The sequence below is a fragment of the Streptomyces sp. NPDC086777 genome (genome assembly GCF_040702065.1).
GTDB lineage: Bacteria > Actinomycetota > Actinomycetes > Streptomycetales > Streptomycetaceae > Streptomyces.
This window is the reverse complement of record NZ_JBFBJI010000002.1, coordinates 265,997-289,924: the sequence shown is the minus strand read 5'-3', so window position 1 is coordinate 289,924 and position 23,928 is coordinate 265,997. Positions and strand designations below refer to the sequence as shown.

The following is a 23,928-nucleotide window of genomic DNA, read 5'->3' as shown; positions in this document are numbered from 1 at the left end:
AGACGAGAATAATCCATGTGAGACATCTTTGTCTCACTCGCGACGCACACGCATCAAAGGGAGGGACTTGTGTGCGGTCTTGTGTGCTTAAGTGCATTTCTGTGACATTACGCCCATGTCTGTGTCAGTGCCACGGCAGGCTGCCACGGTGCTCCCAGTAGGCGCGCGGCTCCTCGGCGAGGGTGGCGAGCCGGCTCAGCTGGTCCGCGTCGAGGTCGACCACGGCCGCGTGCAGGTTGGAGGCGAGCTGGCCGAGCGTCGCCGCCCCGGAGAGGACGACCCCGGCCCAGGGCCGGCGCAGTACGACCGCGAGGGCGACGGCATCGCAGCCCAGGCCGGTCTCCTCGGCCACGGCCCGCAGGACCTCGGGAGCGTGCGGGGCGGCCAGCCGGCCGTTGGCCATGCCCTCCTTCACGATCACCGTGAGTCCGGCGTCGTGCGCCTCGGCGAGGGCCGGCCCCGCCGAGGTCTCCAGGGCGTTGTACGTCGACTGGACGGTACGGAAGAGGGGCTCGCCGTCGACCGTCACGGCGAGGGCGGCGCGGATCGCGTCGGCCTGGGCGGGGCCGCTGGTCGAGAAGCCGACGGTGAGGCCGCCGGCCGCCGCCTCGGCGAGGCGGGCGTGGAGTTCCTTGTCGGTGAGGGCGGGGCTGTCCGGGGTCACCGAGTGGATCTGGTAGAGGTCGAGCCGGTCGCCGAGCAGCTCGGCGGTCTCGGCGCGCTGCCGCTCGTACGTCGCGAGGCTGTGGTCCTTGACCTCGTGCGTCTCGGCGTCCGCCGACCAGCCGGCCGTGTAGGTGTAGCCCCACTTGCTGCCCACGACGAGGTCCTGGATGTCCGGGTGGGCGCTCAGCCAGTCGGCGAGGAACTCCTCGCTGCGGCCGTAGGAGCGGGCCACGTCGACGTAGCGGACGCCCTGGGCGTAGGCGGCGTCGAGGAGTTCGTGGGTGCGGGTGCGGAGGGCGTCGACACCGCGGTCCTCGCCGAGGTCGCTTTCGCGGCCGAGGTTGATGTAGCCGGGGCGGCCGACCGCGGCGAGGCCGAGGCCGAGGTGGGAGGTCGGCGTGGTTGCGGTCGCCAGGCGGGCGAAGGGCATCGCGGGCTCCGTTGGGGTCGGCTGCGTCGGGCTACTGACCAACGTAACCCGCGATCACCTTTGGTTCGCCGTTCAGCTCGGGGGGTGGGGCGCGCCGGCGAGCGCGGGTGAGCGGGGGTCGCTCGCGCAGTTCCCCGCGCCCCTTTCGGGGCGCGTCACCTGGAGAAGTGCGCGAGCGGCCACGACGGCGCGGCGGAGAACCACGGCACGGAGCGCCCTCTCGGGGGCGCCGGGAAGGTCTACTTCCTCGCGTCGGCCCACTCGTGCTGCCGGACCACGTCCGCCTTGACCTCGGCCAGCTGCACCGCCACCGCGCTCGGGGCCGTGCCGCCGCGGCCGTTGCGGGAGGCGAGGGCGCCGGGGACGTTGAGGACCGTGCGGACCTGCGGGGTCAGGTGGGCGGAGATCTTGGCGAACTGGTCGTCCGTCAGCTCGTCGAGTTCCTTGTTCTCGGCCTCCGCCGCCTTGACGCACTCGCCGGCCACCTCGTGGGCGACGCGGAACGGGACGCCCTGCTTGACCAGCCACTCGGCGATGTCGGTGGCGAGGGAGAAGCCGGCCGGGGCCAGTTCCTCCATGCGCTCGCGGTGGACGGTGAGGGTGGCCATCATGCCGGTGAAGGCGGGGAGCAGGACCTCCAGCTGGTCGCAGGAGTCGAAGACCGGCTCCTTGTCCTCCTGGAGGTCGCGGTTGTAGGCGAGCGGCAGCGCCTTGAGGGTGGCCATCAGGCCGGTCAGGTTGCCGATCAGGCGGCCGGACTTGCCGCGGGCCAGCTCCGCGATGTCGGGGTTCTTCTTCTGGGGCATGATCGACGAGCCCGTGGAGAACGCGTCGTGCAGGGTCACGAAGGAGAACTCCTTCGTGTTCCAGATGATGACCTCCTCCGCGATCCGGGAGAGGTTCACGCCGATCATCGCGGTGATGAAGGCGAACTCGGCCACGAAGTCGCGGGAGGCCGTGCCGTCGATGGAGTTCGCGGAGCTGCCGTGCTCGAAGCCGAGGTCCTTCGCCACCGCCTCCGGGTCCAGGCCCAGGGAGGAGCCGGCGAGGGCACCGGAGCCGTACGGGGAGACCGCCGTGCGTTCGTCCCACTGGCGCAGCCGCTCGGCGTCCCGGGTGAGGGACTGCACGTGGGCGAGGACGTGGTGGGCGAAGAGGACCGGCTGGGCGTGCTGGAGGTGGGTGCGGCCGGGCATCGCCACGTCCGGGTGGGCCTCGGCGAGGCCGATCAGGGCGTCCTGGAGGTCGGCGATCAGGCCGCCGATGATGCGGGCGTGGTCCCGCAGGTACATCCGGAAGAGGGTGGCCACCTGGTCGTTGCGGGAGCGGCCGGCGCGCAGCTTGCCGCCGAGATCGGGGCCGAGGCGCTCCAGGAGGCCGCGCTCCAGGGCGGTGTGGACGTCCTCGTCGGCGATCGTGCCGACGAAGGAGCCGTCGGCGACGTCGGCTTCGAGCCGGTCGAGGCCGGCGAGCATGCGCTGGAGTTCGTCCGCGGTGAGCAGCGCCGCCTTGTGCAGCACGCGGGCGTGGGCACGCGAACCGGCGATGTCATAGGGCGCGAGCCGCCAGTCGAAGTGGACGGACGCGGACAGCTTCGCCAGGGCCTCGGCGGGACCGTCGGCGAAACGGCCGCCCCAGAGCCGTACGTCACCGCTGTTGCTGCTCACTTGCGTTGCTCCTAGGAAGGGTTGACGGGTAGCGCAGATCCTTGCAGATCTATGCCTGGTCTACGTCGGGCTGTGCCCGCAGACGGCGCAGCGCGGCGATCTTCGACGACAGGCTGTAGATGTCGATGAAGCCCTTGGCCGCGGCCTGGTCGAAGGTGTCGCCGGTGTCGTAGGTGGCGAGGTTGAAGTCGTAGAGGGAGGAGTCGGAGCGGCGGCCGGTGACGACCGCGCGGCCGCCGTGGAGCGTCATGCGGATGTCCCCGGTGACGTGCCGGTTCGCCTCGTCGATGAAGCCGTCCAGGGCCCGTTTGAGCGGGGAGAACCACTGTCCGTCGTAGACGAGTTCGCCCCAGCGCTGCTCCACCTGCCGCTTGTAGCGGGCGAGTTCGCGCTCGACGGTGACGTTCTCCAGCTCCTGGTGGGCCGTGATGAGCGCGATCGCGCCCGGGGCCTCGTACACCTCGCGGGACTTGATGCCGACGAGACGGTCCTCGACCATGTCGATGCGGCCGACCCCTTGGGCGCCCGCCCGCTCGTTCAGCTCCTGGACGGCCTGGAGGACGGTGACCGGCCTGCCGTCGATCGCGACCGGGGCGCCCGCCTCGAAGGTGACGACGACCTCGTCGGGCTCGCGCGGGGTGGCCGGGTTCTGGGTGTACTCGTAGATGTCCTCGATCGGGCCGTTCCAGATGTCTTCCAGGAAGCCGGTCTCGACGGCGCGGCCGAAGACGTTCTGGTCGATGGAGTACGGAGACTTCCTGGTGGTCGCGATCGGGAGGTTCTTCGCCTCGCAGAAGGCAATCGCCCGGTCCCGGGTCATCGCGTAGTCGCGGACCGGGGCGATACAGGTCAGGTCGGGGGCGAGGGCGACGATGCCGGCCTCGAAGCGGACCTGGTCGTTGCCTTTGCCGGTGCAGCCGTGGGCGACCGTGCCGGCGCCGTGCCTGCGGGCGGCGACCACCAGGTGCTTGACGATCGCCGGGCGGGAGAGCGCGGAGACCAGCGGGTAGCGGTCCATGTAGAGGGCGTTGGCCCTGATCGCCGGGAGGCAGTACTCGTCGGCGAACTCGTCCCTGGCGTCGGCGACCTCCGCCTCGACCGCGCCGCAGGCCAGGGCGCGCTTGCGGATGACGTCCAGGTCCTCGCCGCCCTGACCGACGTCCACCGCGACGGCGATGACCTCGGCGCCCGTCTCCTCGGCGATCCAGCCGATGGCGACGGAGGTGTCGAGGCCGCCGGAGTAGGCGAGTACGACGCGCTCGCTCATGGGTCCCTCCTCACGTACATTCGCTCGCCATGCATGAGTATGCAGAGCTCTGCATGATTCGTCAATCTGCCGGGTTCGGCCGACCGGCAGGAAAAAGGGTTGAACAAACGAAACCGCTTACCCGTACCCATCCCTGAACGCTGGCGCCGCGTTTGTAAACCCACCTCTGACCCAAGTGAGGCATCCGCATGTCCAGGGCTCTCCCGAAGTACAACAAGCGTCGTGTCGCGCTCATCGGCGGTGCCGCCGCGGTGGCACTCTCCGGCGCGGTCATCGCCGGTACGGCCCTCGCCGGTACGCCCGACAAGAGCAGCGGCACGAACAACGCACGCACTCTCGCCGCCTCCCCCGGCACCATCACCTGCCCGGACGTCGCCTCGCAGCTGCCGGCGGTCCCCGCCTCCGCGAAGGCCGAGGTCGACAGAAACCTCACCCTCCTCCAGACGCAGATCCAGGAGGCCAACAAGCGGCTGGTCGACACGGTGGGCCAGGGCGGCCCGAACTTCGTGAACAACGCGATCCTCGGCCCCCTCAAGGACAAGCGGGTGGCGACCATCAACCGGATCGCGACCGCGATCGGCCGTACCGCCGCCAAGCCGACCGGCCTGGACTCGCTCGCGCCGTGCGCCCTGAACGCGAGCGGGGCGAGCACGAACACGGGGACCGGCACGGCGGCGGGCACCGCCTCGGCCGCGCCGAGCACGGCGGCCACCCAGCAGCAGTCGACGGGCAGCACCGGCAGCAGTGCCGTCTCCACGATCACCTGCCCGGACGTCGCCTCACAGCTGCCGGCGATCCCCGCCTCCGCACAGGCCGAGGTCGACCGCAACCTCACGCTGCTCCAGACGCAGATCACCGAGGCCAACAACCGGCTCCAGTCCACGGTCGGCCAGGGCGGTCCGAACTTCGTCCAGAACGCGATCCTCGGCCCGCTGGCGGACAAGCGGAAGTCGACCATCGACCGGATCGCCATCGCGATCGGCCGGACCTCGACCAAGCCGGCCGGTCTCGACTCCCTGGCCGCCTGCACGCTCACCAAGTGACGTGACAGGCAGCTGTGGCCGCCCCGTGTACAGCGCCGGCCGGGGCGGCCACAGTGGGACCTCATGGGAAAGACCTACGAACGCATCGACGGCAGGCTCCGCACGTTCATCGAGGACCAGCCCCTGTTCTTCACCGCCACCGCCCCGCTCGCGGGCGACGGCACGGTCAACCTCTCGCCCAAGGGCCTCAAGGGCTCCTTCACCGTGCTCGACGAACTCACCCTCGCCTACCTGGACTTCGCCGGCTCGAACGCCGAGACCATCGCCCATCTGCGGGAGAACGGCCGCATCACCCTGATGTGGTGCGCGTTCCAGGGGCCGCCGAACATCGTCCGGGTGCACGGGCACGGCGAGGCGGTCTTCCGCGACGACCCGCGCTTCTCGGAACTCCTCACCCGTTTCCCGGACATCGACCCGTCCCTGCACGGCCTGCGCGCGGTCGTCGTCGTCCACGCCGAACTCATTCGCGACAGCTGTGGTTACGCGGTCCCCTACATGGCCTACGAGGCGGACCGTGACCTGCACGGGAAGCGCTTCGCGCGCGAGGACGACGCCTCGCTGAGCGCGTACTTCGAGAAGAAGGACCACATCGCGGTGAGCCTGGACGGCCTACCCGGGCTGCCGTTGCCGCTGCCTCCGTCTAGCGTCTGAGACATGCGCCGAGGAGTCGTCACCACTCTTGTGTCCGCGTCCCTGCTGCTGCTCGGTGCGGCGCCGGGAGCCACGGATCCGCAGCCGCTGCCCGCCCTGATGGCCGACACCGGCGGCGGCAGCCAGCTGATCACCGCGGAGGCGTCCGCCCTGAGCTCGACGTCGGGGACGCTCACCTGGTGGGAGCGCCGGGACGGGGCCTGGGTGCAGGTGGGGTCGGCCGAGGCCCGCTTCGGCGCGAAGGGACTGGTCGAGGGGGCGAAGCGGCAGCAGGGTACGAACACGACCCCTACGGGGTTGTACGACCTTCCGTTCGGGTTCGGCCTCCAGGCGGCGCCGGCCGGGACCGCGGTCGAGTACCGGCCGGTGACGGCGAATTCGTGGTGGTGCCAGGACAACGACTCCGCGTCCTACAACCGTTGGGCGGAGCCGCTGCCGTCCGACTGCCGCGCGGCGGAGTCGGAGAAGCTGTCGTCGTACACGACGCAGTACGGGTACGCGCTGGTGATCGGGTTCAACTACACGCGGCCGGTGCGAGGGCGGGGGGCCGGGATCTTTCTGCATGTCAACGGGGCCGGGGCGACGGCCGGGTGTGTGTCAGTGCCGGAGGATGCGATGCGGCGGATTCTGCAGTGGGCGGATCCGAAGAAGGGGCCGCACATCGCCATGGGGACGGTGAGCGGCGACACCGCTCTCACCCGGTACTGAGAGGTACGCCGTACGGGGTGCGGTGGCACGTGCAGGCCGTCCTGGGCGGGTCGCGCAGTTCCTCCCCCAGCGCCCCTACGGGGTTGCGGTTGCCGCCAGTTCCACCGTGAACGTCGTCGTGCCCGGCAGGCTCTCCACGGTCACCGTGCCGCCGTGTGCCTCCACCACCGCCGCCACGATCGACAGACCGAGGCCCGCTCCGCCGCCGGAGGCGTCCGGGCGGCGGCGGTGTTCGGCCCGGGTGAAGCGTTCGAAGACGCCGGGCTGGATGTCGGGAGGGATCCCGGGGCCGTCGTCGTGGACCCGGAGGGCCGCCCGGCCGCCGTCCGTCTCCAGGGTCACCGTCACCTTCGTGCCGGCGGGTGTGTGCAGGCGGGCGTTGGCCAGCAGGTTGGCCAGGACCTGTTGCAGGCGGTGGGTGTCGCCCGTCACCGTCACCGGGTCCTCGGGGAGGTCGAGGGTCCAGCGGTGGTCGGGGCCGGTGGCGCGGGCGTCCGTGACGGCGTCCAGGACCAGGTGGGTGAGGTCGACCGGGTGGCTCTCCAGAGGGCGGCCCGCGTCCAGGCGGGCCAGGAGGAGCAGGTCGTCGACCATCTCGCCCATCCGGGAGGACTCGGCGGCGATGCGTTGCAGGGCGCGGGTGATCTCGGGGGGCACCGGGCCCGGGTGCAGCAGCGCCAGTTCCGCGTGGCCGCGGACCGAGGCGACCGGGGTGCGCAGCTCGTGGCTGGCGTCGGCCGCGAAGGTGCGCAGGCGCTCCTCGCTGGCATGGCGCTTGGTGAGCGCGTCCTCGACATGGCCCAGCATGCGGTTGAAGGCGGTCGCCATCCTTCCGACCTCGCCGCGGGGGTCGGACTCGGGGGCGCGGGAGGGCAGGGCCACCTCGCCGCTGGCGAGCGGGAGTTCGCTGACCCGGGCGGCCGTGGCCGCGACGCGGCTCAGGGGGCGCAGGGACCAGCGGACCCAGAGGGCGCCGGCCACTCCGGCCGCGGCCAGGGCGACGCCGAAGACGGCGGCGGCGACCAGTTCCAGGCGGTGCACGGTGGCCCGTACCGGTTCCAGGGACAGGCCGGTGACCAGGACGTCGCCGTCGCGGCCCGGCCAGGCCAGCAGCCGGTAGGCGCCGATCGGGGCGAGGTGGACCGTGTGGCCGCGGCCGTCCACCGGCAGTTCCGCGAGGGCCGCACGGTCGCGGGCCGTGAGGCCGACGGTCAGGTCCGGGTCGTCGTCGGAGGGGATCAGGGCCGCGTTGGTGACCCGGCCGTTCATCAGGCGGGCGCCGAAGGTGCCGGCGGCCTGGCGGCGGGTGTCGCCGTGTTCGTCGCCGTCCCGGTCGCTGGGCCTGTACATGCCGTGTTCGAGGGACTGCGGGAAGCTCGGGCCGGTCTGCTGGAGCTGCTGGTCGAGGCGGCCGGTGAGGAAGCCGTCCAGTTCCACCACGGCCGCGACGCCGACCGCCGCGCAGCTCACGGCGAGCAGCACGACCAGGCCCGCGGTGAGGCGGGCGCGGAGGGTGCGCAGGCGGGGCAGGTGCCGCAGCCGTCGTAGCGGATTCACCTGGTCACCTGGTCACGGGTTTGAGGACGTAACCCGCCCCGCGGACCGTGTGGATCATGGGCTCGCGGCCCGCGTCCACCTTCTTGCGCAGGTAGGAGATGTACAGCTCGACGACGTGGGCACGGCCGCCGAAGTCGTAGGACCAGACCCGGTCGAGGATCTGCGCCTTGCTGAGGACACGGCGCGGGTTGCGCATCAGGAAGCGCAGGAGTTCGAACTCGGTCGGGGAGAGTTCGATCAGCTCGCCCGCCCGGGTCACCTCGCGGGCCTCCTCGTCCATGGCGAGGTCGCCGACGACGAGGCGGGGGCCGTCCTCCTGCTGGCGGGCCATGCCGGCCCGGCGCAACAGGCCGCGCAGCCGGGCGACCACCTCCTCCAGGCTGAAGGGCTTGGTGACGTAGTCGTCGCCGCCGGCGGTGATGCCGGCGATCCGGTCCTCGACGGCGTCCCGGGCGGTGAGGAAGAGCACACACACGTCCGGCTTGACCCGGTGCAGCGAGCGGAGCACGGCGAAGCCGTCGGTGTCCGGGAGCATCACGTCCAGGACCACCGCGTCCGGCAGCAGCTCCCGGGCCGCGGCCAGCGCGCTCGCGCCGTCGCCGGCCGCGCGGACCTCCCAGCCCTCGTAGCGCAGGGCACCGGTGAGGACCTCCGCGAGGTCGGGGTCGTCGTCGACGACGAGGACGCGGAGCTGGGTGCCGTCGGGTCTGGTGAGGGCCGGGCGGCCGGAGCGGGTCGTGTTCATCGCGTCTCCCAGCATCGCCCCTGCGGGTGGCGAGGGGGGACCCCGGGCGCTCTGAATTTCCTCTGAGTGCGCTGAGCCGGCGCGGACTCAGAGGCCGCTCAGAGGTTCGCGCTGCACAGTGGCGTCACCCACCGGAGAAGGGAAACCGCTCATGACGACCGTGGACGAACGGCGTACGGCGCCTGCCGTGCCCGCCGTGGCCACGCGCCGCTCCCCCGCCGCCACGGTGCTCGCCCTGCTGTGGGGCGGGGCCGCGGCCGTGCTCCTGCTGTGGTGGTCGGACACCGGCTCCGTCGTGGGCACGGCCGGCTGGCTGACCGGGGCCGGGCGGATCGCCGGGCTGCTGTGCGGGTACTCCTGCGCGGTGCTCGTCGGCCTGATGGCCCGGGTCCCGCTGCTGGAGGTGCGGGTCGGCTCGGACCGGGTGGCCCGCTGGCACGCGATGGCCGGCCGGTACACGGTCTGTCTGCTGGTCGCGCACGTCGTGCTGATCCTCACCGGGTACGCGGCCCAGGACCACGCCTCGATCGTCCACGAGACGCTGAACGTCGTCCTGGACTACCCCGACATGCTCAAGGCGACCGCCGGCACGGTGATCCTCTTCGCCGTCGGCATCACCTCGATGCGCGCCGCGCGCCGCCGGACCAGCTACGAGTTCTGGTACTACGTCCACCTGCTCACCTACGCGGCCGTCTTCCTCGCCTTCTTCCACCAGCTGACGCTGGGCAACGACCTCAACGGCAAGCCTGTCGCCACCGCCTTCTGGTACGCGCTGTACCTCGGGGTCGCCGCCCTGGTGCTCTGGTTCCGGATCCTGGCGCCGGTGCGGCTCAACCTCCGGCACCGGCTGCGGGTGCACTCCGTGCAGCAGGAGGCGCCGGGCGTGTACTCGGTGGTCGTCCAGGGCCGGCGCATCGGGGAGCTGGGCGCGCGGGCCGGGCAGTTCTTCCGCTGGCGGTTCTTCGGCGGCGACGGCATGGCCTGGACGTCGACCCCGTACTCGCTCTCGGCGCCGCCGCGTGGCGACCTGCTGCGGATCACCGTCAAGGCGCTCGGCGACCACAGTGCGGCCGTGCCGCTGCTGCGCCCCGGCACCCGGGTGTGGGCGGAGGGCCCCTACGGCTCCCTCACCGCCGACCGGGCCACCAGCCACCGGACCCTGCTGATCGCGGCGGGCGTCGGCGTCACCCCCCTGCGGGCGCTCTTCGAGACGCTGCCCGGCGACGTCACGCTGCTCTACCGGGCGCGCACGGCCGAGGACCTGGCGCTGGGCGGCGAGCTGGAGGCGGTCGCGCGCTGGCGGGGCGCCCAGGTGCTCTACGCACTCAACGGCCCGCAGGGCGAGCGCCCCGCCCTGACGGCGGAGTCGCTGCGGGCGACCTTCCCGGGGCTCGCCGGTTACGACGTGTACCTCTGCGGTCCGCACGGCTTCGCCCGGGAGCTGTACGGGGCGCTGCGCGCGGCCGGGGTGCCCGACCGCCGTATCCACCACGAGTCGTTCGAACTGTGAGAGCTGTGAGAGCTGTGAGAGCTGTGAGGGGCCTGTCGTGCACGCACTGAACAAGAACCGGCCGCTGCGGCGCATCGTGCTCGCGAGCGCCGCCACCGTCTCCGCCGTGGTGATGCTGCTGGCGCTCAAGCCGCACACCGCCCCGACCGTGGTCACCGACGCCGCGGGCCCCGCCCCGGCGGCGTCCGCGAGCGCCTCCCCGGGCGCGACCGGCGACTCCGGCAAGTCCGGCGCGTCCGGGAGCAGCAGCACCGGCACCAGGACCGTCACCGGGGACACCGTCCAGACCCGCTGGGGTCCGGTCCAGGTGAAGGTGACCGTCAAGAACGGCAGGGTCACCGACGTCACGGCGCTCCAGTACCCGACGGACAACCCACGGGACCAGGAGATCAACCAGTACGCCCTCCCGCAGTTGCGCAGCGAGGCGCTGGCGGCACAGAGCGCGAGCATCGACACCGTCTCCGGGGCCACCTACACCAGCCAGGGATACCAGCAGTCACTCCAGTCCGCACTGGACTCCGCGGGACTCTGAACGCTCAGGCAGTGCGGCACGTACCTGTGGGCCATGGGTCAAGTCCCTACGGAGGAACCGTGACCACCACGCTCGCAGGCGGACGTGCCGCCCGCCGCCAGACGATGCGCCGCATCCGCCCGCGCCGCTCACCGGCCGTCCCGCTGCTGCTCGCCGTGTGGGCGGGCGCGGCGGCCGTGCTCTGGCTGTGGTGGCACAACACCCCGTCCATCGCCGACCAGAACGGCAAGATCCTCAACGCGGGCCGGATCACCGGCCTGCTGGCCGGCTATCTGATGGCCCTCGTGGTCCTCCAGATGGCCCGGGTGCCGGCGCTGGAGCGGCGCGTCGGCTCCGACCGCGTCGCCCGCTGGCACGCGATGAGCGGCCGCTACACGCTCTGCCTGGTCTTCGCGCACGTCTTCCTCATCATGTGGGGTTACGCGCTGCAGGCCGGCAAGACGCTGAACGACATCGTCCAGCAGACCATCGACTCCGTGAACCAGCTCCCCGACATGGGCAAGGCGGCCATCGGGACCGGCCTGTTCGTCGTCATCGGCCTGACCTCGATCGGGCCGGTGCGGCGCCGGATGCCGTACGACACCTGGTACCACGTGCACCTGCTGACGTACGCGGCGGTGTTCCTGACGTTCTGGCACCAGATCACCACCGGCAACGACTTCGCCCTCACGCCGATGGCCAAGACCTTCTGGTACGGGCTGTACGGCGTGGTGACCGCGCTGGTGGTCTGGTACCGGATTCTCACCCCGATCCGGCTCAACCTGCGGCACCGGATGCGGGTCGAGGCGGTCATCGAGGAGACGCCGGGCATCGTGTCCGTGCTGATCGGCGGGCGCAAGCTGCACCGGATGGGCGCGGAGGCCGGCCAGTTCTTCCGCTGGCGGTTCATGGCTCCCGGGATGCGGTTCAGCTCGCACCCGTACTCCCTGTCGGCGGCCCCGCGCCCCGACATGCTGCGGATCACCGTCAAGGCGATCGGCGACCACAGCGCACGGCTGCGCGAACTACGGCCCGGGACCAGGGTGTGGGCCGAAGGGCCGTACGGGGCGATGACCGCGTCCCGGCGCAGCCGCGGCAAGGTCCTGCTGGTGGCGGGCGGCGTCGGGATCACGCCCATGCGGGCGCTGTTCGAGACGCTGCCCGGCGCCGCGGGCGACCTGACCCTGCTCTACCGGGCCAACACCACGCAGGACCTCGCCCTGTGGGACGAACTGGCCGAGATCGCCAAGGAGCGCGGGGCCCGGCTGATGTACGCGGTCAACAGCCCGGAGGGCGAGCGTCCCGACATCTCCGCGGAGAACCTCGAACGGAAGATCCCGGACATCGTCGACCACGACGTCTTCATGTGCGGCCCGCCCGGGTTCGCGCAGGGCGTGTACGAAGCATTGCGCGGCGCGGGGGTTCCCGCCCGCCGCATCCATCACGAGTCGTTCGAGATGTGAGCGACGGGACCACACGGGAATCCAGGGAATCGGGAGTTCGTAAGCGATGAGGAAGAGTCACCCCATCAGGCGTGTGGTGCTGGCCACCGCGGCCACCGTGTCCGGTGTCGTGCTGCTGCTGTCACTGAAGCCGTCGTCGGACCCGGCGTCCGCGTCGGCGGCGGGTGCGGCCCCGTCGGCCGCGGCGGCCGGGCAGGAGTCACCGCAGGGCGGCACCGGGGCCGCCGGCACCACCACGGTGGACGGAAACGCGACCCAGACGCAGTACGGGGTCGTCCAGGTCCGGCTGACCGTCGCCAACGGCAAGATCACCCAGGCCCAGGCGATCCAGGCGCCCAAGGGCGGCACCAGCGACCAGAAGACCGCGCTGTCGGTGCCGCAGCTCAACAAGGAGGCGGTGGCGGCGCAGAGCGCGAACATCGACTCGGTCTCCGGGGCCACCTACACGAGCACCGGCTACAAGCAGTCCCTGCAGTCGGCGCTGGACAAGGTGAAGGCGGCGGGCGCGTCCTCCGGTTCCTCGTCCGGCTCGTCCTCCGGTTCCTCGTCCGGCTCGTCCTCCTCCGGGTCCGCGCAGGCGCAGGCCAAGACGGTGACCGGGCAGGTCGCGCAGACCCAGTACGGGCCGGTCCAGGTCCGGATCACCGTCTCAGGCGGGAAGATCACCGAGGCGGAGGCGGTGCAGGCGCCCAAGGGCGGCACCAGCGACCAGAAGACCGCGCTCTCCGTCCCGAAGCTCAACCAGGAGGCGGTGGCGGCGCAGAGCGCGAACATCGACTCCGTCTCCGGGGCCACCTACACCAGCGCCGGCTACAAGCAGTCCCTGCAGTCGGCGCTGGACCAGGCCGGTGGCTGAGGCGGTGGCCGAGTCCGCGGAAGCTCCCGCCGCGGTGCGTCACGCGGAGGAGGTCATGGGGACCGTCTTCTCCTTCGACGTCCGCGGCGGGGACCCGGATGCCGTACGGGCCGCTCTCGACGAGGCGGTCGGTGGGCTGCACCGGGTCGACGAGGTGTTCAGCACGTACCGCGAGGACAGCCAGGTGTCCCGCCTCGCACGGGAGGAGATCGGCGTCGGCGACTGCGATCCCGAGGTGGCCGAGGTGCTGGAACTGGCGGCCGAGGCGGAGCGGGTGAGCGACGGCTGGTTCAGCACGCGCTACCGGGGGCGGCTCGATCCCACCGGGATCGTGAAGGGCTGGTCCGCGGAGCGGGCGGCCCGGTCGCTCCGGCGGGTGCCCGGGGTGCGGGGTGTGAGCGTGAACGGCGGCGGCGACGTCCAGATGTTCGACGCGCCCGAGCCGACGCGGGCGTGGCGGGTGGGGATCGCGGATCCGTTGCGGCCTGGCGGGCTGGCGGCGGTGATCTCGGCGGCGGGGGTGGCGGAGCTGGCGGTCGCCACGTCCGGTACGGCGGAGCGGGGCGCCCACATCGTCGATCCGCGGACCGGGAAGTCGGCGGTGACGGACCTGGTGGCGGTGACGGTGGTGGGGCCGCGGCTGACGTGGGTGGACTGCTGGGCGACGGCGGCGTTCGCGATGGGGTCGCGGGCCGGGCTGGCCTGGCTGGAGTCGCTTCCGGACGTGGAGGGGCTGTTGATCACGGCGGGGGACGAGGTGCGGTGCACAGGGGGGCTGGCCGCGCGTCTGGGCTGAGGCGGGGAGACGCCTACCGGCGCCGACAGGGTGCCTCCCCCGGCCTTCGGCCGGGGGTACCCCCGGCGCCCACCCGTGCCGCCCCGCGGCACGCCTGCCCGCTGCTATGTCTTTTAGGGGCGCGGGGAACTGCGCGACCAGCCCGCACCGGCCTGCAGCCGAAAATTTCTACGGATTCGTCCCGTAAACGGCCATCCCGATCCCCTCCCCGGCCGTACCCCCTGTGACGCAAGTTTCGGGAGGAACACCATGGCCGTCTTCAGCAACCTGATGCCGTTCAAGCACCACCGCGACCATGACCACGACGACCGGCACGGTGACCGGCACGACCACGGTCACGACCACGACCGGAACGACCGCCACGGTCACGACCACGACCGCGACCGGAACGACCGGCACGGCCACGACCACTACTGACCACACCTGAGTGCGGAGCGGACCGGTTCCGGGTCAGCCGGTCCGCTCCGCCGGTGTTCTCCGAGGGCCCCCTCCCATGGCGCAAGTGGTCACGGCCGCTCCCCCGGTCCCCCCGCGCGAGGTGTTCCGGCGGTTCTGGCCGTACACCCGGGGCGGCCGCCGCTGGCTCGTGCCGCTCGTCCTGCTGAGCCTGACCGGCCCTGCCGTCGACGCCGCGGAGCTGTGGCTCTTCAAGTTCGTCGTCGACGACGTCCTCGTCGGCCGGGAGTTGCGCCCCTTCCTGTGGATCGCGCCCGCCTATCTCGGCCTCGTCCTCTGCTCCGGCATCCTCGGCTACGCCGACGACGTGACCTCCACCTGGGTCGGCGAACGCTTCCTGCTCGCCCTGCGGGCCGACGTCTTCCGGCATGTCCAGGGACTCTCCCTCGGCTTCTTCGAGCGCCGCCGGCTCGGGGACGTGCTGTCCAGGGTGACCGGCGACGTCGACGCGGTGGAGACGTTCCTGCTCTCGGGTGTCGCGGACGCCCTGTACTACGTGATCAGCCTGGGCGTCTACCTCGGCATGCTGGTCTACCTGCGCTGGGACCTGACCCTGCTCGCCCTCGTCGTCGTACCGCTGTTCTGGGGCGCGGCCCGGTACTTCTCGCGGCTGGTCAGGGACGCCTCGCGGGAACGCAGGCGGCGCGGCGGGGCGCTCGGCGCGATCGCCGAGGAGTCGCTGGGCAACGTCGTCCTGGTGCAGGCGTACAACCGGCAGGCGTGGGAGGCGCGCCGGTTCGAGCGGGAGAACGCCGGCCGGTTCCGGGCCGCGATGGCCTCGGCGCGGATCCGTGCCGTGTACGCGCCCGCGGTCGAGTTCGTGGAGGTGACCGGCGGGCTCGCGGTGCTGGCCCTCGGCACCTGGAAGCTGGCCCAGGGGCAGCTCACGCTCGGCGGACTGCTGGTGTTCCTCGCGCTGATCGGCAAGCTGTACGGCCCGGTCCACGGGCTGTCCGGCCTCGGCACCACCTTCTACACGGCCTCCGCCGCCGCGGAGCGGATCATCGAACTGCTCGACGAGCGGCCCCAGGTGACCGAGGCGGCCGGCGCGCGTCGGCTGCGCCGGGCGCGGGGCGCGGTGGAGTTCGACGGGGTGTGGTTCCGCTACCCCGGTACGGCGGCCTGGGCGCTGTCCGACGTGTCGTTCCGGGCGGCTCCCGGGGAGACGCTGGCGCTGGTCGGGGCCAGCGGGTCGGGCAAGTCCACACTCGCGAAACTGCAGTTGCGGTTCTACGACCCCGACCGGGGTGCGGTCCGCCTCGACGGGACCGACCTGCGCGAGCTCAGCCTGACCGACGTCCGGGAGAACATCGCGGTGGTGCTGCAGGAGACCCTCGTCTTCCACGGCACCGTGCGGGAGAACATCGCCTACGGCCGGCCGGCGGCCACGGAGGCCGAGATCGTCGCGGCGGCGCGGGCCGCGGACGCCCACGAGTTCGTCGAGCGGCTCCCGGACGGCTACGACACGCTCGTCGGACAGCGCGGCCGGACGCTCTCCGGCGGCCAGTGCCGGCGGCTGGCGATCGCCCGCGCGATGATCCGGGACGCCCCGGTGCTCCTGCTGGACGAGCCCACCGCCGGGCTGGACGTCCGCTCGGCGCGGCGCGTCATGGAGCCGCTGCGCCGGCTCATGGCCGGGCGGACCACCGTGGTCGTCTCGCACCAGCTGCCCACCGTCCGCCACGCCACCCGGATCGTGGTGCTCGACCACGGCCGGGTCGTCGAGGACGGCGCGCCCACGGACCTCCTCGGGCGGCAGGGGCCGTACGCCCTGCTGCACCGGCTCGGCTCGGGAGCGGCGCTGTCATGACGCCTCCGGGGTCACCACCTTGCCCTTCTGCAGCCGGGCGGTGGCGAGGACGGTGCCGTCGGCGGAGGTGAGGCGGGCGGCGGAGTACCTGGTGAGGTCCACGGGGACCGCCACGCCCCAGTTGCCGCGCCCGCCCCGCAGCGGGAAGTCGCCGATCCGCGTGGCCGTTCCGTCGGCGCGCGCCAGCAGGCAGGTGACCCGGTCCTGGTAGGGGGTGCCGGGCAGGGCGACGGAGACGAACATCCAGGCGGGGCTGCCGGGGTGGGCGTAGATCTCGCCGACGGGCTCCCCGCCGCCGGCCGGGATCATGTCCCCGACCAGCACGGGCTCGGACTCGACCGCGGGCGCCGAGGCGGTGACGGCGCCCTCGACGGCGCTGCCGATCGCCCAGCCGGCGAAGCCGACGGCGACCGCGGCGGTGGCGGCGACCGCGGCGAGCCGCAGCCGGAGGCGCCGGACACGGCCCCGCCGGACCTGGGCGGGGTAGCCGGGCCGTGCCCCCTCGGCCCCCGCCGCCTGCGCGGCCAGGCTGCGCGCCACCCGGGTCTCGAAGCCGGGCGGCGGGTCGCTCTCCGGCAGCAGGCCGATCAACCGGTCGCCGATCCCGGTGAGCCGGCGCACGTACTCCCGGCAGTCCGCGCACCCGTCCAGATGGGCGACCGCCGCGGCCCGCTCCCGGCCGGGCAGGACGCCCAGCGCCAGCTCGGCGCCGACCTCGTGCAGCTTCGCGCAGTGCGCGTCACCGGACATGGCCGCCTCCCTTCGGGGACGCCAGCGCGGCACGGAGTTTCGCCATCGCCGCTCGGATCCGCGTCTTGGCCGTGCCCAGCGGGATCCGCTCCGCGTCAGCGATCTGCTGGGCCGTCATGCCGTAGATGCCGGCCATCATCAGGGCCCTGGCCTGCTCTCGCGGCAGCCGGGCCAGCGCGGCCCGCAGCTGGGTGGAGGCCTCGTCGGCCAGTGCCCATCGCTCGGGGGTCTCGGTGACGGCGTCGAGGAGGGGGTCGAGGTCCTCCGGTGCCATCGGTTCGGTCCGCCGGGCCCGGACGGCGTCGACGGCGAGGTTGTGGGCGATGGTGGTGAGCCAGGTCCCGACCGAGCCGCGGCGCGAGTCGTAGATCTGGGCATGCCGCCAGGCGCGCTCGAACGTCTGCTGGGCGACGTCCTCGGCAAGCTGCTGGTCCCGCGTGACGGCCATCGCGACCCCGAAGACCCGGTGCTGAAATCTCCGCACGAAGACCTCGGCGAGCTCGGGGTCACCGGTGGCCAGCCCGGACAGCAGAGCCTCGTCCGGGAGACGGCCGACGGGGAACCGGAATCCCGACACACCCTTGTGTACGTTCGACGGCCGCCAGGGGATTGCCCGCCCGCCTGACCGCTCGCCGCGGAAGATCACACGGTCATTGTCCGTCGGCGGACCGGGCCCCGCACGCGGGTCGGCCGGTGGCTCCCGGCGGCCGTCAGTGGCCGTTCTGGGCGAGCCGCAGCAGGTGGTCCGCGAGGGCCTGGCCGCCGGTCGGCTCCCTGCTGATCAGCAGGACCGTGTCGTCGCCCGCGATGGTGCCGAGGATGTCGTGCAGCTCGGCCTGGTCGATCGAGGACGCCAGGAACTGGGCCGCGCCGGGCGGGGTGCGCAGGACGACCAGGTTGGCCGAGGCCTCGGCCGAGATCAGGAGCTCCTGGGAGAGGCGGCGCATCCGCTCCTCCTTCGCCGACTCCCCCAGCGGGGCCCGCGGGGTGCGGAAGCCGCCCTCGCTGGGGACCGCGTAGATCAGCTCACCGTCGGTGTTGCGGATCTTCACCGCGTTCAGCTCGTCGAGGTCCCGGGAGAGCGTCGCCTGGGTCACCGTCAGCCCGTCGTCGGACAGCAGTTTCGCGAGCTGGCTCTGCGAGCGCACCGGCTGCCGGTTGAGGATGTCCACGATCCGGCGGTGCCGGGCGGTCCGGGTCTGCGGCACCGCGGGCCCCGCCCCGCCCGACTGGTCGAACTCCTGCGCCTGGCTCATCGTCGTCTCATTCTCCGGATCGTCCGTCCCCGCTCGCTGCGTCGAGGATGCCGGGCAGGGCGCGCAGCAGCGCGTCCGCCTCGGCGTCGCGGAGGTTCAGCGGCGGCATCAGCCGTACGACGTCGGGAGCGGGCGCGTTCACCAGGAACCCGGCCTCCTGAGCCGCCTGCTGCACCTGCGCTGCCAGCGGCTCGGTGAGCACGATACCCAGGAGGAGACCCGCGCCCCGGACATAATCGATCAGCCGGTGCCCGAGACCCTCGATTCCGTCCCGCAACCTCCCGCTCTGCCGCTTGACGTTCTCCAGCAACCCCTCGTTCTCGATGGTGTCGAGGACGGCGAGGCCGGCGGCGCAGGCGACCGGGTTGCCGCCGAAGGTGGTGCCGTGGTGGCCGGGCTGGAGGAGGTCGGCGGCGCGCCCGAAGGCCACGGTCGCGCCGAGCGGCAGCCCGCCGCCGAGCTGCTTGGCGAGGGTTACGACGTCGGGCAGCACGCCCTCGTGGGCCTGGTACTCGAACCAGGTGCCGGTGCGGCCGATCCCGGTCTGCACCTCGTCGAGGACGAGCAGCGCGCCGGTGGCGGCGGTGATCGCACGGGCCGCCTTGAGGTAGCCGGCCGGGGGTACGACGACGCCGTTCTCGCCCTGGACGGGCTCGACGACGACGAGGGCGGTCTCCTCGGTGACGGCGGCGGCCAGCGCCTGCGCGTCGCCGTAGGGCACGTGGGTGACGTCGGCGGGCAGCGGGCGGAACGGGTCCTGCTTGGCGGGCTGCCCGGTGAGCGCGAGGGCGCCCATCGTGCGGCCGTGGAAGCCGCCGTCGGTGGCGACCATGTGGGTCCGCCCGGTCAGCCGGCCGATCTTGAAGGCGGCCTCGTTGGCCTCGGCACCGGAGTTGCAGAAGAAGACCCGGCCGTCCCGGCCGAAGAGCTGGAGCAGCCGTTCGGCGAGGGTGACGGTGGGTTCGGCCATGAAGAAGTTGGAGATGTGGCCGAGGGACGCGATCTGCCTGCTGACGGCCTCGACGATCGCCGGGTGGGCATGGCCGAGCGCGTTGGTGGCGATCCCGCCGACGAAGTCCTGGTACGCGCGGCCCTCGGTGTCCCAGACCGTGACGCCCGCACCGCGGACGAGCGGCAGTCGCGGGGTGCCGTAGTTGTTCATGAGCGCGCCCTGCCAGCGCGTGGTCAGTTCCTGGTTGCTCATGACTCCCCCTCCTGGTCCGGCACGACCATGGTGCCGATGCCTTCGTCCGTGAAGATCTCCAGCAGGATCGAGTGCTGGACCCGGCCGTCGATGACGCGGGCGGTGGTGACACCGTTGCGTACGGCGTGCAGGCAGCCCTCCATCTTCGGCACCATGCCGGAGCTGAGTTCCGGCAGCAGCTTCTCCAGTTGGGAAGCGGTGAGGCGGCTGATCACCTCGTCGGAGTTCGGCCAGTCCTCGTAGAGGCCCTCCACGTCGGTGAGGACCATGAGGGTCTCGGCGCCCAGAGCAGCAGCGAGTGCCGCAGCCGCCGTATCAGCATTGACGTTGTAGACATGTCCGTCGTCCTCGGAGCGGGCGATGGAGGAGACGACCGGGATGCGGCCGTCGGCGAGCAGGGCCTCGATCGCGCCCGTGTCGATCGAGGTGATCTCGCCGACCCGCCCGATGTCGACGAGTTCGCCGTCGATCTCGGGCCGGTGCTTGGTGGCGGTGATGGTGTGGGCGTCCTCGCCGGTCAGTCCGACGGCGAGCGGGCCGTGCTGGTTGAGCAGGTTGACCAGCTCGCGCTGGACCTGCCCGGCGAGCACCATCCGTACGACGTCCATGGCGTCCTCGGTGGTGACCCTGAGGCCGGCCTTGAACTCGCTGACGATGCCGTGCCTGTCCAGCGCGGCGCTGATCTGCGGGCCGCCGCCGTGCACGACGACCGGCTTGAGGCCGGCGTGGTGCAGAAAGACGACGTCCTGGGCGAACGCGGCCTTCAGGTCCTCGTCGATCATGGCGTTGCCGCCGAACTTGATCACGACGGTCCTGCCGTTGTGACGGACCAGCCAGGGCAGCGCCTCGATGAGGATCTGCGCCTTGGGCAGCGCGGTGTGCTTGCGCGTGGTGCTCATGACGAGTACGCGCTGTTCTCGTGGACGTAGTCCGCTGTCAGGTCGTTGGTCCAGATGGTGGCGGTCTCGGAGCCCGCGGCGAGGTCGGCGACGATGTGCACCTCGCGGTAGCGCATGTCGACCTTCTCGCGGTCCTCGCCCACCCCGCCGTTCTTGCAGACCCAGACCCCGTTGATGGCGACGTTGAGCCGGTCCGGTTCGAAGGCGGCCTTGGTCGTGCCGATGGCGGACAGGACACGGCCCCAGTTGGGGTCCTCGCCGTGGATGGCGCACTTGAGGAGGTTGTTGCGGGCGATGGAGCGGCCCACCTCGACGGCGTCGTCCTCGGAGGCGGCGTTGACCACCTCGACCCTGATGTCCTTGCTGGCGCCCTCGGCGTCCCGGATGAGCTGCTGGCCGAGGTCGTCGCAGACCGCGCGGACGGCTTCGGCGAACTCCGCGTACTCCGGGGTGACCTCTGCCGCGCCCGAGGCGAGCAGCAGCACGGTGTCGTTGGTGGACATGCAGCCGTCGGAGTCGACGCGGTCGAAGGTGGTCCGGGTCGCGGCGCGCAGCGCCTTGTCGAGCACCTCGCTCTCGACGGCCGCGTCCGTGGTGAGGACGACCAGCATGGTGGCGAGGCCGGGAGCGAGCATGCCGGCGCCCTTCGCCATCCCGCCGACGGTCCAGCCGTCCTTCGTCACGACGGCCGTCTTGTGCACCGTGTCGGTGGTCTTGATGGCGATGGCGGCCTTCTCGCCGCCGTGCTCGCTGAGGGCGGCGGCCGCGGTCTCGACGCCCGGCAGCAGCTTGTCCATGGGCAGGAGCACGCCGATCAGGCCGGTCGAGCAGACCGCCACCTCGATGGCACCGCGGCCGAGGACCTCGGCCGCCTTCTCGGCGGTCGCGTGGGTGTCCTGGAAGCCCTTGGGGCCGGTGCAGGCGTTGGCGCCGCCGGAGTTGAGGACGACGGCGGAGACCTGGCCGCTCTTGAGGACCTGCTCGGACCACAGCACCGGCGCGGCCTTCACGCGGTTGGAGGTGAAGACGCCCGCGGCGGCACGGCGGGGCCCGGTGTTGACCACGAGGGCCAGGTCCGGGTTGCCGTTCTCCTTGATCCCGGCGGCGATGCCCGCGGCCGTGAATCCCTTCGCTGCCGTCACGCTCACGGCGCAACTCCGATCGTGGTCAGCCCGGTGGTCTCGGCAAGACCCAGGGCGAGGTTCATGCTCTGGACGGCACCGCCGGCGGTGCCCTTGGTCAGGTTGTCGATGGCGCTGATCGCGATGATGCGGCCCACTGCCTCGTCGTACGCGACCTGCACCTGAACGGCGTTGGAACCGTGGACGGACGCCGTGGCGGGCCACTGTCCCTCGGGGAGCAGGTGGACGAAGGGTTCGTCGGCGTAGGCCTTCTCGTAGGCGGCGCGCACGGACTCGGCCGTCACGCCCGGCACGGCCTTGGCGCTGCAGGTGGCGAGGATGCCCCGGGGCATCGGCGCGAGCGTCGGCGTGAAGGAGACGGCGACCCGCTGCCCCGCCACCGCGCTCAGGTTCTGGATCATCTCGGGGGTGTGCCGGTGGCCGCCGCCGACGCCGTACGGCGACATGGAGCCCATGACCTCGCTGCCCAGCAGGTGCGGCTTGGGCGCCTTGCCCGCGCCGGAGGTACCGGACGCGGCGACGATCAGCGCCTCGGGCTCGGCGAGCCGGGCGGTGTAGGCCGGGTACAGGGCGAGGGAGACGGCGGTGGGGTAGCAACCGGGTACCGCGATGCGCTTGGACCCCTCCAGCGCGGCGCGGGCACCCGGAAGTTCGGGGAGGCCGTAGGGCCAGGTGCCGGCGTGCGGGGAGCCGTAGAAGCGCTCCCAGTCGGCCGGGTCGGTCAGCCGGAAGTCGGCGCCCATGTCGACGACGAGGACGTCCGGGCCGAGCTGCTCGGCGACGGCGGCGGACTGACCGTGCGGGAGCGCGAGGAAGACCACGTCGTGCCCGGCGAGGGCCTCGGCGGTCGTCTCCGCCAGCACCCGGTCGGCCAGCGGGAGCAGATGGGGCTGGAGCGCGCCGAGGCGCTGGCCCGCGTTGGAGTTGCCGGTCAGGGTGCCGATCTCGACCTCGGGGTGCGCGAGGAGCAGCCGCAGGACCTCTCCGCCCGCGTACCCGCTCGCTCCGGCCACCGCCGCACGTACCGCCATGTCCATCCTCCTCCAGATGGCATGACTATACGGTTCGCCGCACGTTTATGCAACGGGATCGTTCGGCCGCGGCGCCGTCGCGGCCGGCCGCACAGGTGCCCGCGCGCCTTCGGGGCGCTGCAGCATGACCCAGCGGGAAACGACGAACGTCACCGGAATCGCCGCCGCCGACGCCATCAGCGGAGCGAACCTGCTTCCCGCGTGCAACACGTCGACGATCACGTACACCCCCACGGTGGTGATCACGAAATTCGTCGCGTTGGTCAGCGGGAACAGCAGGAATTTCCGCCAGGTGGGACGCGTCCGGTAAGTGAACCGCGCATTGAGAAAAAAGGAGCCGATCATGCTCAGGAAAAACGCGAGAACATGCGCGGCCAGATACGGCAAATACCTCAGAAAAAGCAGGTAAAGAGCGTAGTACGTCGCGGTGTTGACGACACCGACCACCGCGAAGGTGATGATCTGCCCGGATATCGGGCGGGCGGGTCCGGTGGCGGTCGACAGGGTGGCGTTCGGCATCAGGGGATGAGGTCCTTCGTCGTGCCGCGGCTGCGGTCTTCCGTTCGGTCCACGTTCGTCGCCTTCACCAGGAAGTGCGGGCGCCCCTTGACCTCGTAGTAGATCCGGCCGGTGTACTCGCCGATGACCCCGAGCATGATCATCTGTACGCCGGCCAGGGCGGTGACGGCTGTAATGATGGTGACATAGCCGGGCGTCTGGACACCGTTGATCATGGCGCCGCCGACGATCCACGCCGTGTACGCACCGGCCAGGGACAGCAGGGTCAGGCCGAGGTGGAGCGCGGCGCGCAGCGGGCGGTTGTTGAAGGAGAGCAGCCCGTCGAGGCCGTAGTTGAGCAGGCTGCGGAACGACCAGGAGCTGCTGCCGTGCTCACGGACCGCGTTCTCGTACTCGAAGGTGGTGCTGGGGAAGCCGACCCAGGCGAACAGGCCCTTGGAGAACCGGTTGTACTCGGTGAGGCTCACGATCGCGTCCACCACCCGGCGCGACATCAGCCGGAAGTCGCCCACGCCGTCGACGAGTTCGACGTCGACCATGCGGTTGATGAGCCGGTAGTAGAGGCGGGCGGTGAGGGTACGGGTGACGCGGTCGCCCTGCCGGGTGCGCTTGGCGATGACCTGGTCGTAGCCCTCGCCGCGCAGTTCGACCATGCGCTTGATCAGCGCCGGCGGGTGCTGCAGGTCGGCGTCCATGACGATCACGGCGTCGCCGGCGGCGTGCCTCAGCCCGGCCAGCAGGGCCGCCTCCTTGCCGAAGTTGCGGCTGAAGGAGACGTACCGGACGCGCGAGTCGCCGTCGGCGATCTTGCTGAGGAGGGGCAGGGTGCGGTCGCGGCTGCCGTCGTCGACGTACACGAACTCCATGTCGTGGCCGAGCGGCAGCAGTTCGTTGGCGATCTTCTGGACCTGCTCGTGGAAGCGCTCTATGACGTCTTCCTCGTTGTAGCAGGGTGCGACGATCGATATCAGCATGGGTCTCTTCCCCCTGG

Annotated in this window: 24 protein-coding genes; 10 read left to right on the top strand and 14 right to left on the bottom strand. The window is 71.8% G+C overall.

Translation table 11 applies throughout. The annotated features are described in order from the left end of the window. Positions 1-124: 124 nt before the first annotated feature. The 3 genes from AB0472_RS03895 to AB0472_RS03885 form a co-directional block, all read right to left on the bottom strand. Complete coding sequence (locus AB0472_RS03895; protein WP_366353132.1) at positions 125-1,096, bottom strand: aldo/keto reductase; 972 nt, start codon at positions 1,094-1,096, stop codon at positions 125-127. Positions 1,097-1,335: 239 nt separating this feature from the next. Beyond that, positions 1,336-2,763, bottom strand: coding sequence for an argininosuccinate lyase (gene argH, locus AB0472_RS03890; RefSeq protein ID WP_366353130.1), 1,428 nt, complete (start codon positions 2,761-2,763; stop codon positions 1,336-1,338). 49 nt (positions 2,764-2,812) lie between these two features. After that, the gene (locus AB0472_RS03885) at positions 2,813-4,030 is read right to left on the bottom strand and encodes an argininosuccinate synthase (RefSeq protein ID WP_366353128.1); all 1,218 of its coding nucleotides are present in this window, start codon (positions 4,028-4,030) and stop codon (positions 2,813-2,815) included. A 188-nt stretch (positions 4,031-4,218) separates the two neighbouring features. Here AB0472_RS03885 and AB0472_RS03880 point away from each other — a divergent pair, with 188 nt between their 5' ends. From AB0472_RS03880 to AB0472_RS03870, 3 genes are all read left to right on the top strand, one after another. After that, entirely contained in the window at positions 4,219-5,073 is an 855-nt protein-coding gene (locus AB0472_RS03880; RefSeq protein WP_366353127.1) for a hypothetical protein, read from the top strand. Between the two features lie 63 nt (positions 5,074-5,136). Next, the gene (locus AB0472_RS03875) at positions 5,137-5,724 is read left to right on the top strand and encodes a pyridoxamine 5'-phosphate oxidase family protein (protein ID WP_366353125.1); all 588 of its coding nucleotides are present in this window, start codon (positions 5,137-5,139) and stop codon (positions 5,722-5,724) included. 3 nt (positions 5,725-5,727) lie between these two features. Beyond that, complete coding sequence (locus tag AB0472_RS03870) at positions 5,728-6,432, top strand: L,D-transpeptidase family protein (RefSeq protein ID WP_366353123.1); 705 nt, start codon at positions 5,728-5,730, stop codon at positions 6,430-6,432. Positions 6,433-6,507: 75 nt separating this feature from the next. Here AB0472_RS03870 and AB0472_RS03865 read toward each other — a convergent pair whose 3' ends face one another. Together AB0472_RS03865 and AB0472_RS03860 are read right to left on the bottom strand one after the other, a co-directional pair. Next, the gene (locus AB0472_RS03865) at positions 6,508-7,989 is read right to left on the bottom strand and encodes a HAMP domain-containing sensor histidine kinase (protein ID WP_366353122.1); all 1,482 of its coding nucleotides are present in this window, start codon (positions 7,987-7,989) and stop codon (positions 6,508-6,510) included. Between the two features lie 4 nt (positions 7,990-7,993). Continuing rightward, the gene (locus AB0472_RS03860; protein WP_366353120.1) at positions 7,994-8,734 is read right to left on the bottom strand and encodes a response regulator transcription factor; all 741 of its coding nucleotides are present in this window, start codon (positions 8,732-8,734) and stop codon (positions 7,994-7,996) included. A 151-nt stretch (positions 8,735-8,885) separates the two neighbouring features. Between AB0472_RS03860 and AB0472_RS03855 the strand changes: the two genes are divergently transcribed. The 7 genes from AB0472_RS03855 to AB0472_RS03825 all read left to right on the top strand — a co-directional run bounded on the left by AB0472_RS03855 (position 8,886) and on the right by AB0472_RS03825 (position 16,136). Beyond that, the gene (locus tag AB0472_RS03855) at positions 8,886-10,244 is read left to right on the top strand and encodes a ferric reductase-like transmembrane domain-containing protein (RefSeq protein WP_366353118.1); all 1,359 of its coding nucleotides are present in this window, start codon (positions 8,886-8,888) and stop codon (positions 10,242-10,244) included. 37 nt (positions 10,245-10,281) lie between these two features. Next, a complete protein-coding gene (locus tag AB0472_RS03850) occupies positions 10,282-10,776 on the top strand; it encodes an FMN-binding protein (protein WP_366353116.1) in 495 nt (164 codons plus the stop codon). A gap of 59 nt (positions 10,777-10,835) precedes the next feature. Beyond that, positions 10,836-12,218 carry a ferredoxin reductase family protein gene (locus AB0472_RS03845; protein WP_366353115.1) on the top strand — a complete coding sequence of 461 codons (1,383 nt, stop codon included), beginning with the start codon at positions 10,836-10,838 and terminating at the stop codon, positions 12,216-12,218. 46 nt (positions 12,219-12,264) lie between these two features. Beyond that, positions 12,265-13,074 carry an FMN-binding protein gene (locus tag AB0472_RS03840; protein WP_366353114.1) on the top strand — a complete coding sequence of 270 codons (810 nt, stop codon included), beginning with the start codon at positions 12,265-12,267 and terminating at the stop codon, positions 13,072-13,074. Positions 13,075-13,129: 55 nt separating this feature from the next. Then, the gene (locus tag AB0472_RS03835) at positions 13,130-13,870 is read left to right on the top strand and encodes an FAD:protein FMN transferase (RefSeq protein WP_366353112.1); all 741 of its coding nucleotides are present in this window, start codon (positions 13,130-13,132) and stop codon (positions 13,868-13,870) included. Positions 13,871-14,119: 249 nt separating this feature from the next. Beyond that, entirely contained in the window at positions 14,120-14,287 is a 168-nt protein-coding gene (locus tag AB0472_RS03830) for a hypothetical protein (RefSeq protein WP_366353110.1), read from the top strand. 76 nt (positions 14,288-14,363) lie between these two features. Next, a complete protein-coding gene (locus AB0472_RS03825) occupies positions 14,364-16,136 on the top strand; it encodes an ABC transporter ATP-binding protein (RefSeq protein WP_366353109.1) in 1,773 nt (590 codons plus the stop codon). Here the strand turns inward: AB0472_RS03825 and AB0472_RS03820 are convergent. The 9 genes from AB0472_RS03820 to AB0472_RS03780 form a co-directional block, all read right to left on the bottom strand. Then, a complete protein-coding gene (locus tag AB0472_RS03820; protein WP_366353107.1) occupies positions 16,131-16,886 on the bottom strand; it encodes a zf-HC2 domain-containing protein in 756 nt (251 codons plus the stop codon). The genes AB0472_RS03825 and AB0472_RS03820 overlap by 6 nt on opposite strands. After that, complete coding sequence (locus AB0472_RS03815; protein ID WP_366353106.1) at positions 16,876-17,463, bottom strand: sigma-70 family RNA polymerase sigma factor; 588 nt, start codon at positions 17,461-17,463, stop codon at positions 16,876-16,878. Before AB0472_RS03815 ends, AB0472_RS03820 begins: the two co-directional genes overlap by 11 nt. Positions 17,464-17,596: 133 nt before the next feature. Then, entirely contained in the window at positions 17,597-18,142 is a 546-nt protein-coding gene (locus tag AB0472_RS03810; protein WP_351704256.1) for an arginine repressor, read from the bottom strand. Between the two features lie 7 nt (positions 18,143-18,149). Continuing rightward, on the bottom strand, positions 18,150-19,346 hold the full coding sequence (locus AB0472_RS03805; protein ID WP_366353104.1) for an acetylornithine transaminase: 1,197 nt from the start codon (positions 19,344-19,346) through the stop codon (positions 18,150-18,152). Continuing rightward, positions 19,343-20,245, bottom strand: coding sequence for an acetylglutamate kinase (gene argB / locus AB0472_RS03800; protein WP_366353102.1), 903 nt, complete (start codon positions 20,243-20,245; stop codon positions 19,343-19,345). Before argB ends, AB0472_RS03805 begins: the two co-directional genes overlap by 4 nt. Continuing rightward, a complete protein-coding gene (gene argJ, locus AB0472_RS03795; protein WP_366353100.1) occupies positions 20,242-21,393 on the bottom strand; it encodes a bifunctional glutamate N-acetyltransferase/amino-acid acetyltransferase ArgJ in 1,152 nt (383 codons plus the stop codon). The genes argB and argJ overlap by 4 nt, the downstream gene beginning before the upstream one ends. Continuing rightward, positions 21,390-22,418, bottom strand: a complete 1,029-nt coding sequence (gene argC, locus AB0472_RS03790) for an N-acetyl-gamma-glutamyl-phosphate reductase (protein ID WP_366353098.1) — start codon at positions 22,416-22,418, stop codon at positions 21,390-21,392. The genes argJ and argC overlap by 4 nt, the downstream gene beginning before the upstream one ends. 45 nt (positions 22,419-22,463) lie before the next feature. Beyond that, complete coding sequence (locus AB0472_RS03785; protein ID WP_366353097.1) at positions 22,464-22,937, bottom strand: GtrA family protein; 474 nt, start codon at positions 22,935-22,937, stop codon at positions 22,464-22,466. Further along, a complete protein-coding gene (locus tag AB0472_RS03780; RefSeq protein ID WP_366353095.1) occupies positions 22,937-23,911 on the bottom strand; it encodes a glycosyltransferase family 2 protein in 975 nt (324 codons plus the stop codon). The genes AB0472_RS03785 and AB0472_RS03780 overlap by 1 nt, the downstream gene beginning before the upstream one ends. Between the last annotated feature and the right edge of the window lie 17 nt (positions 23,912-23,928).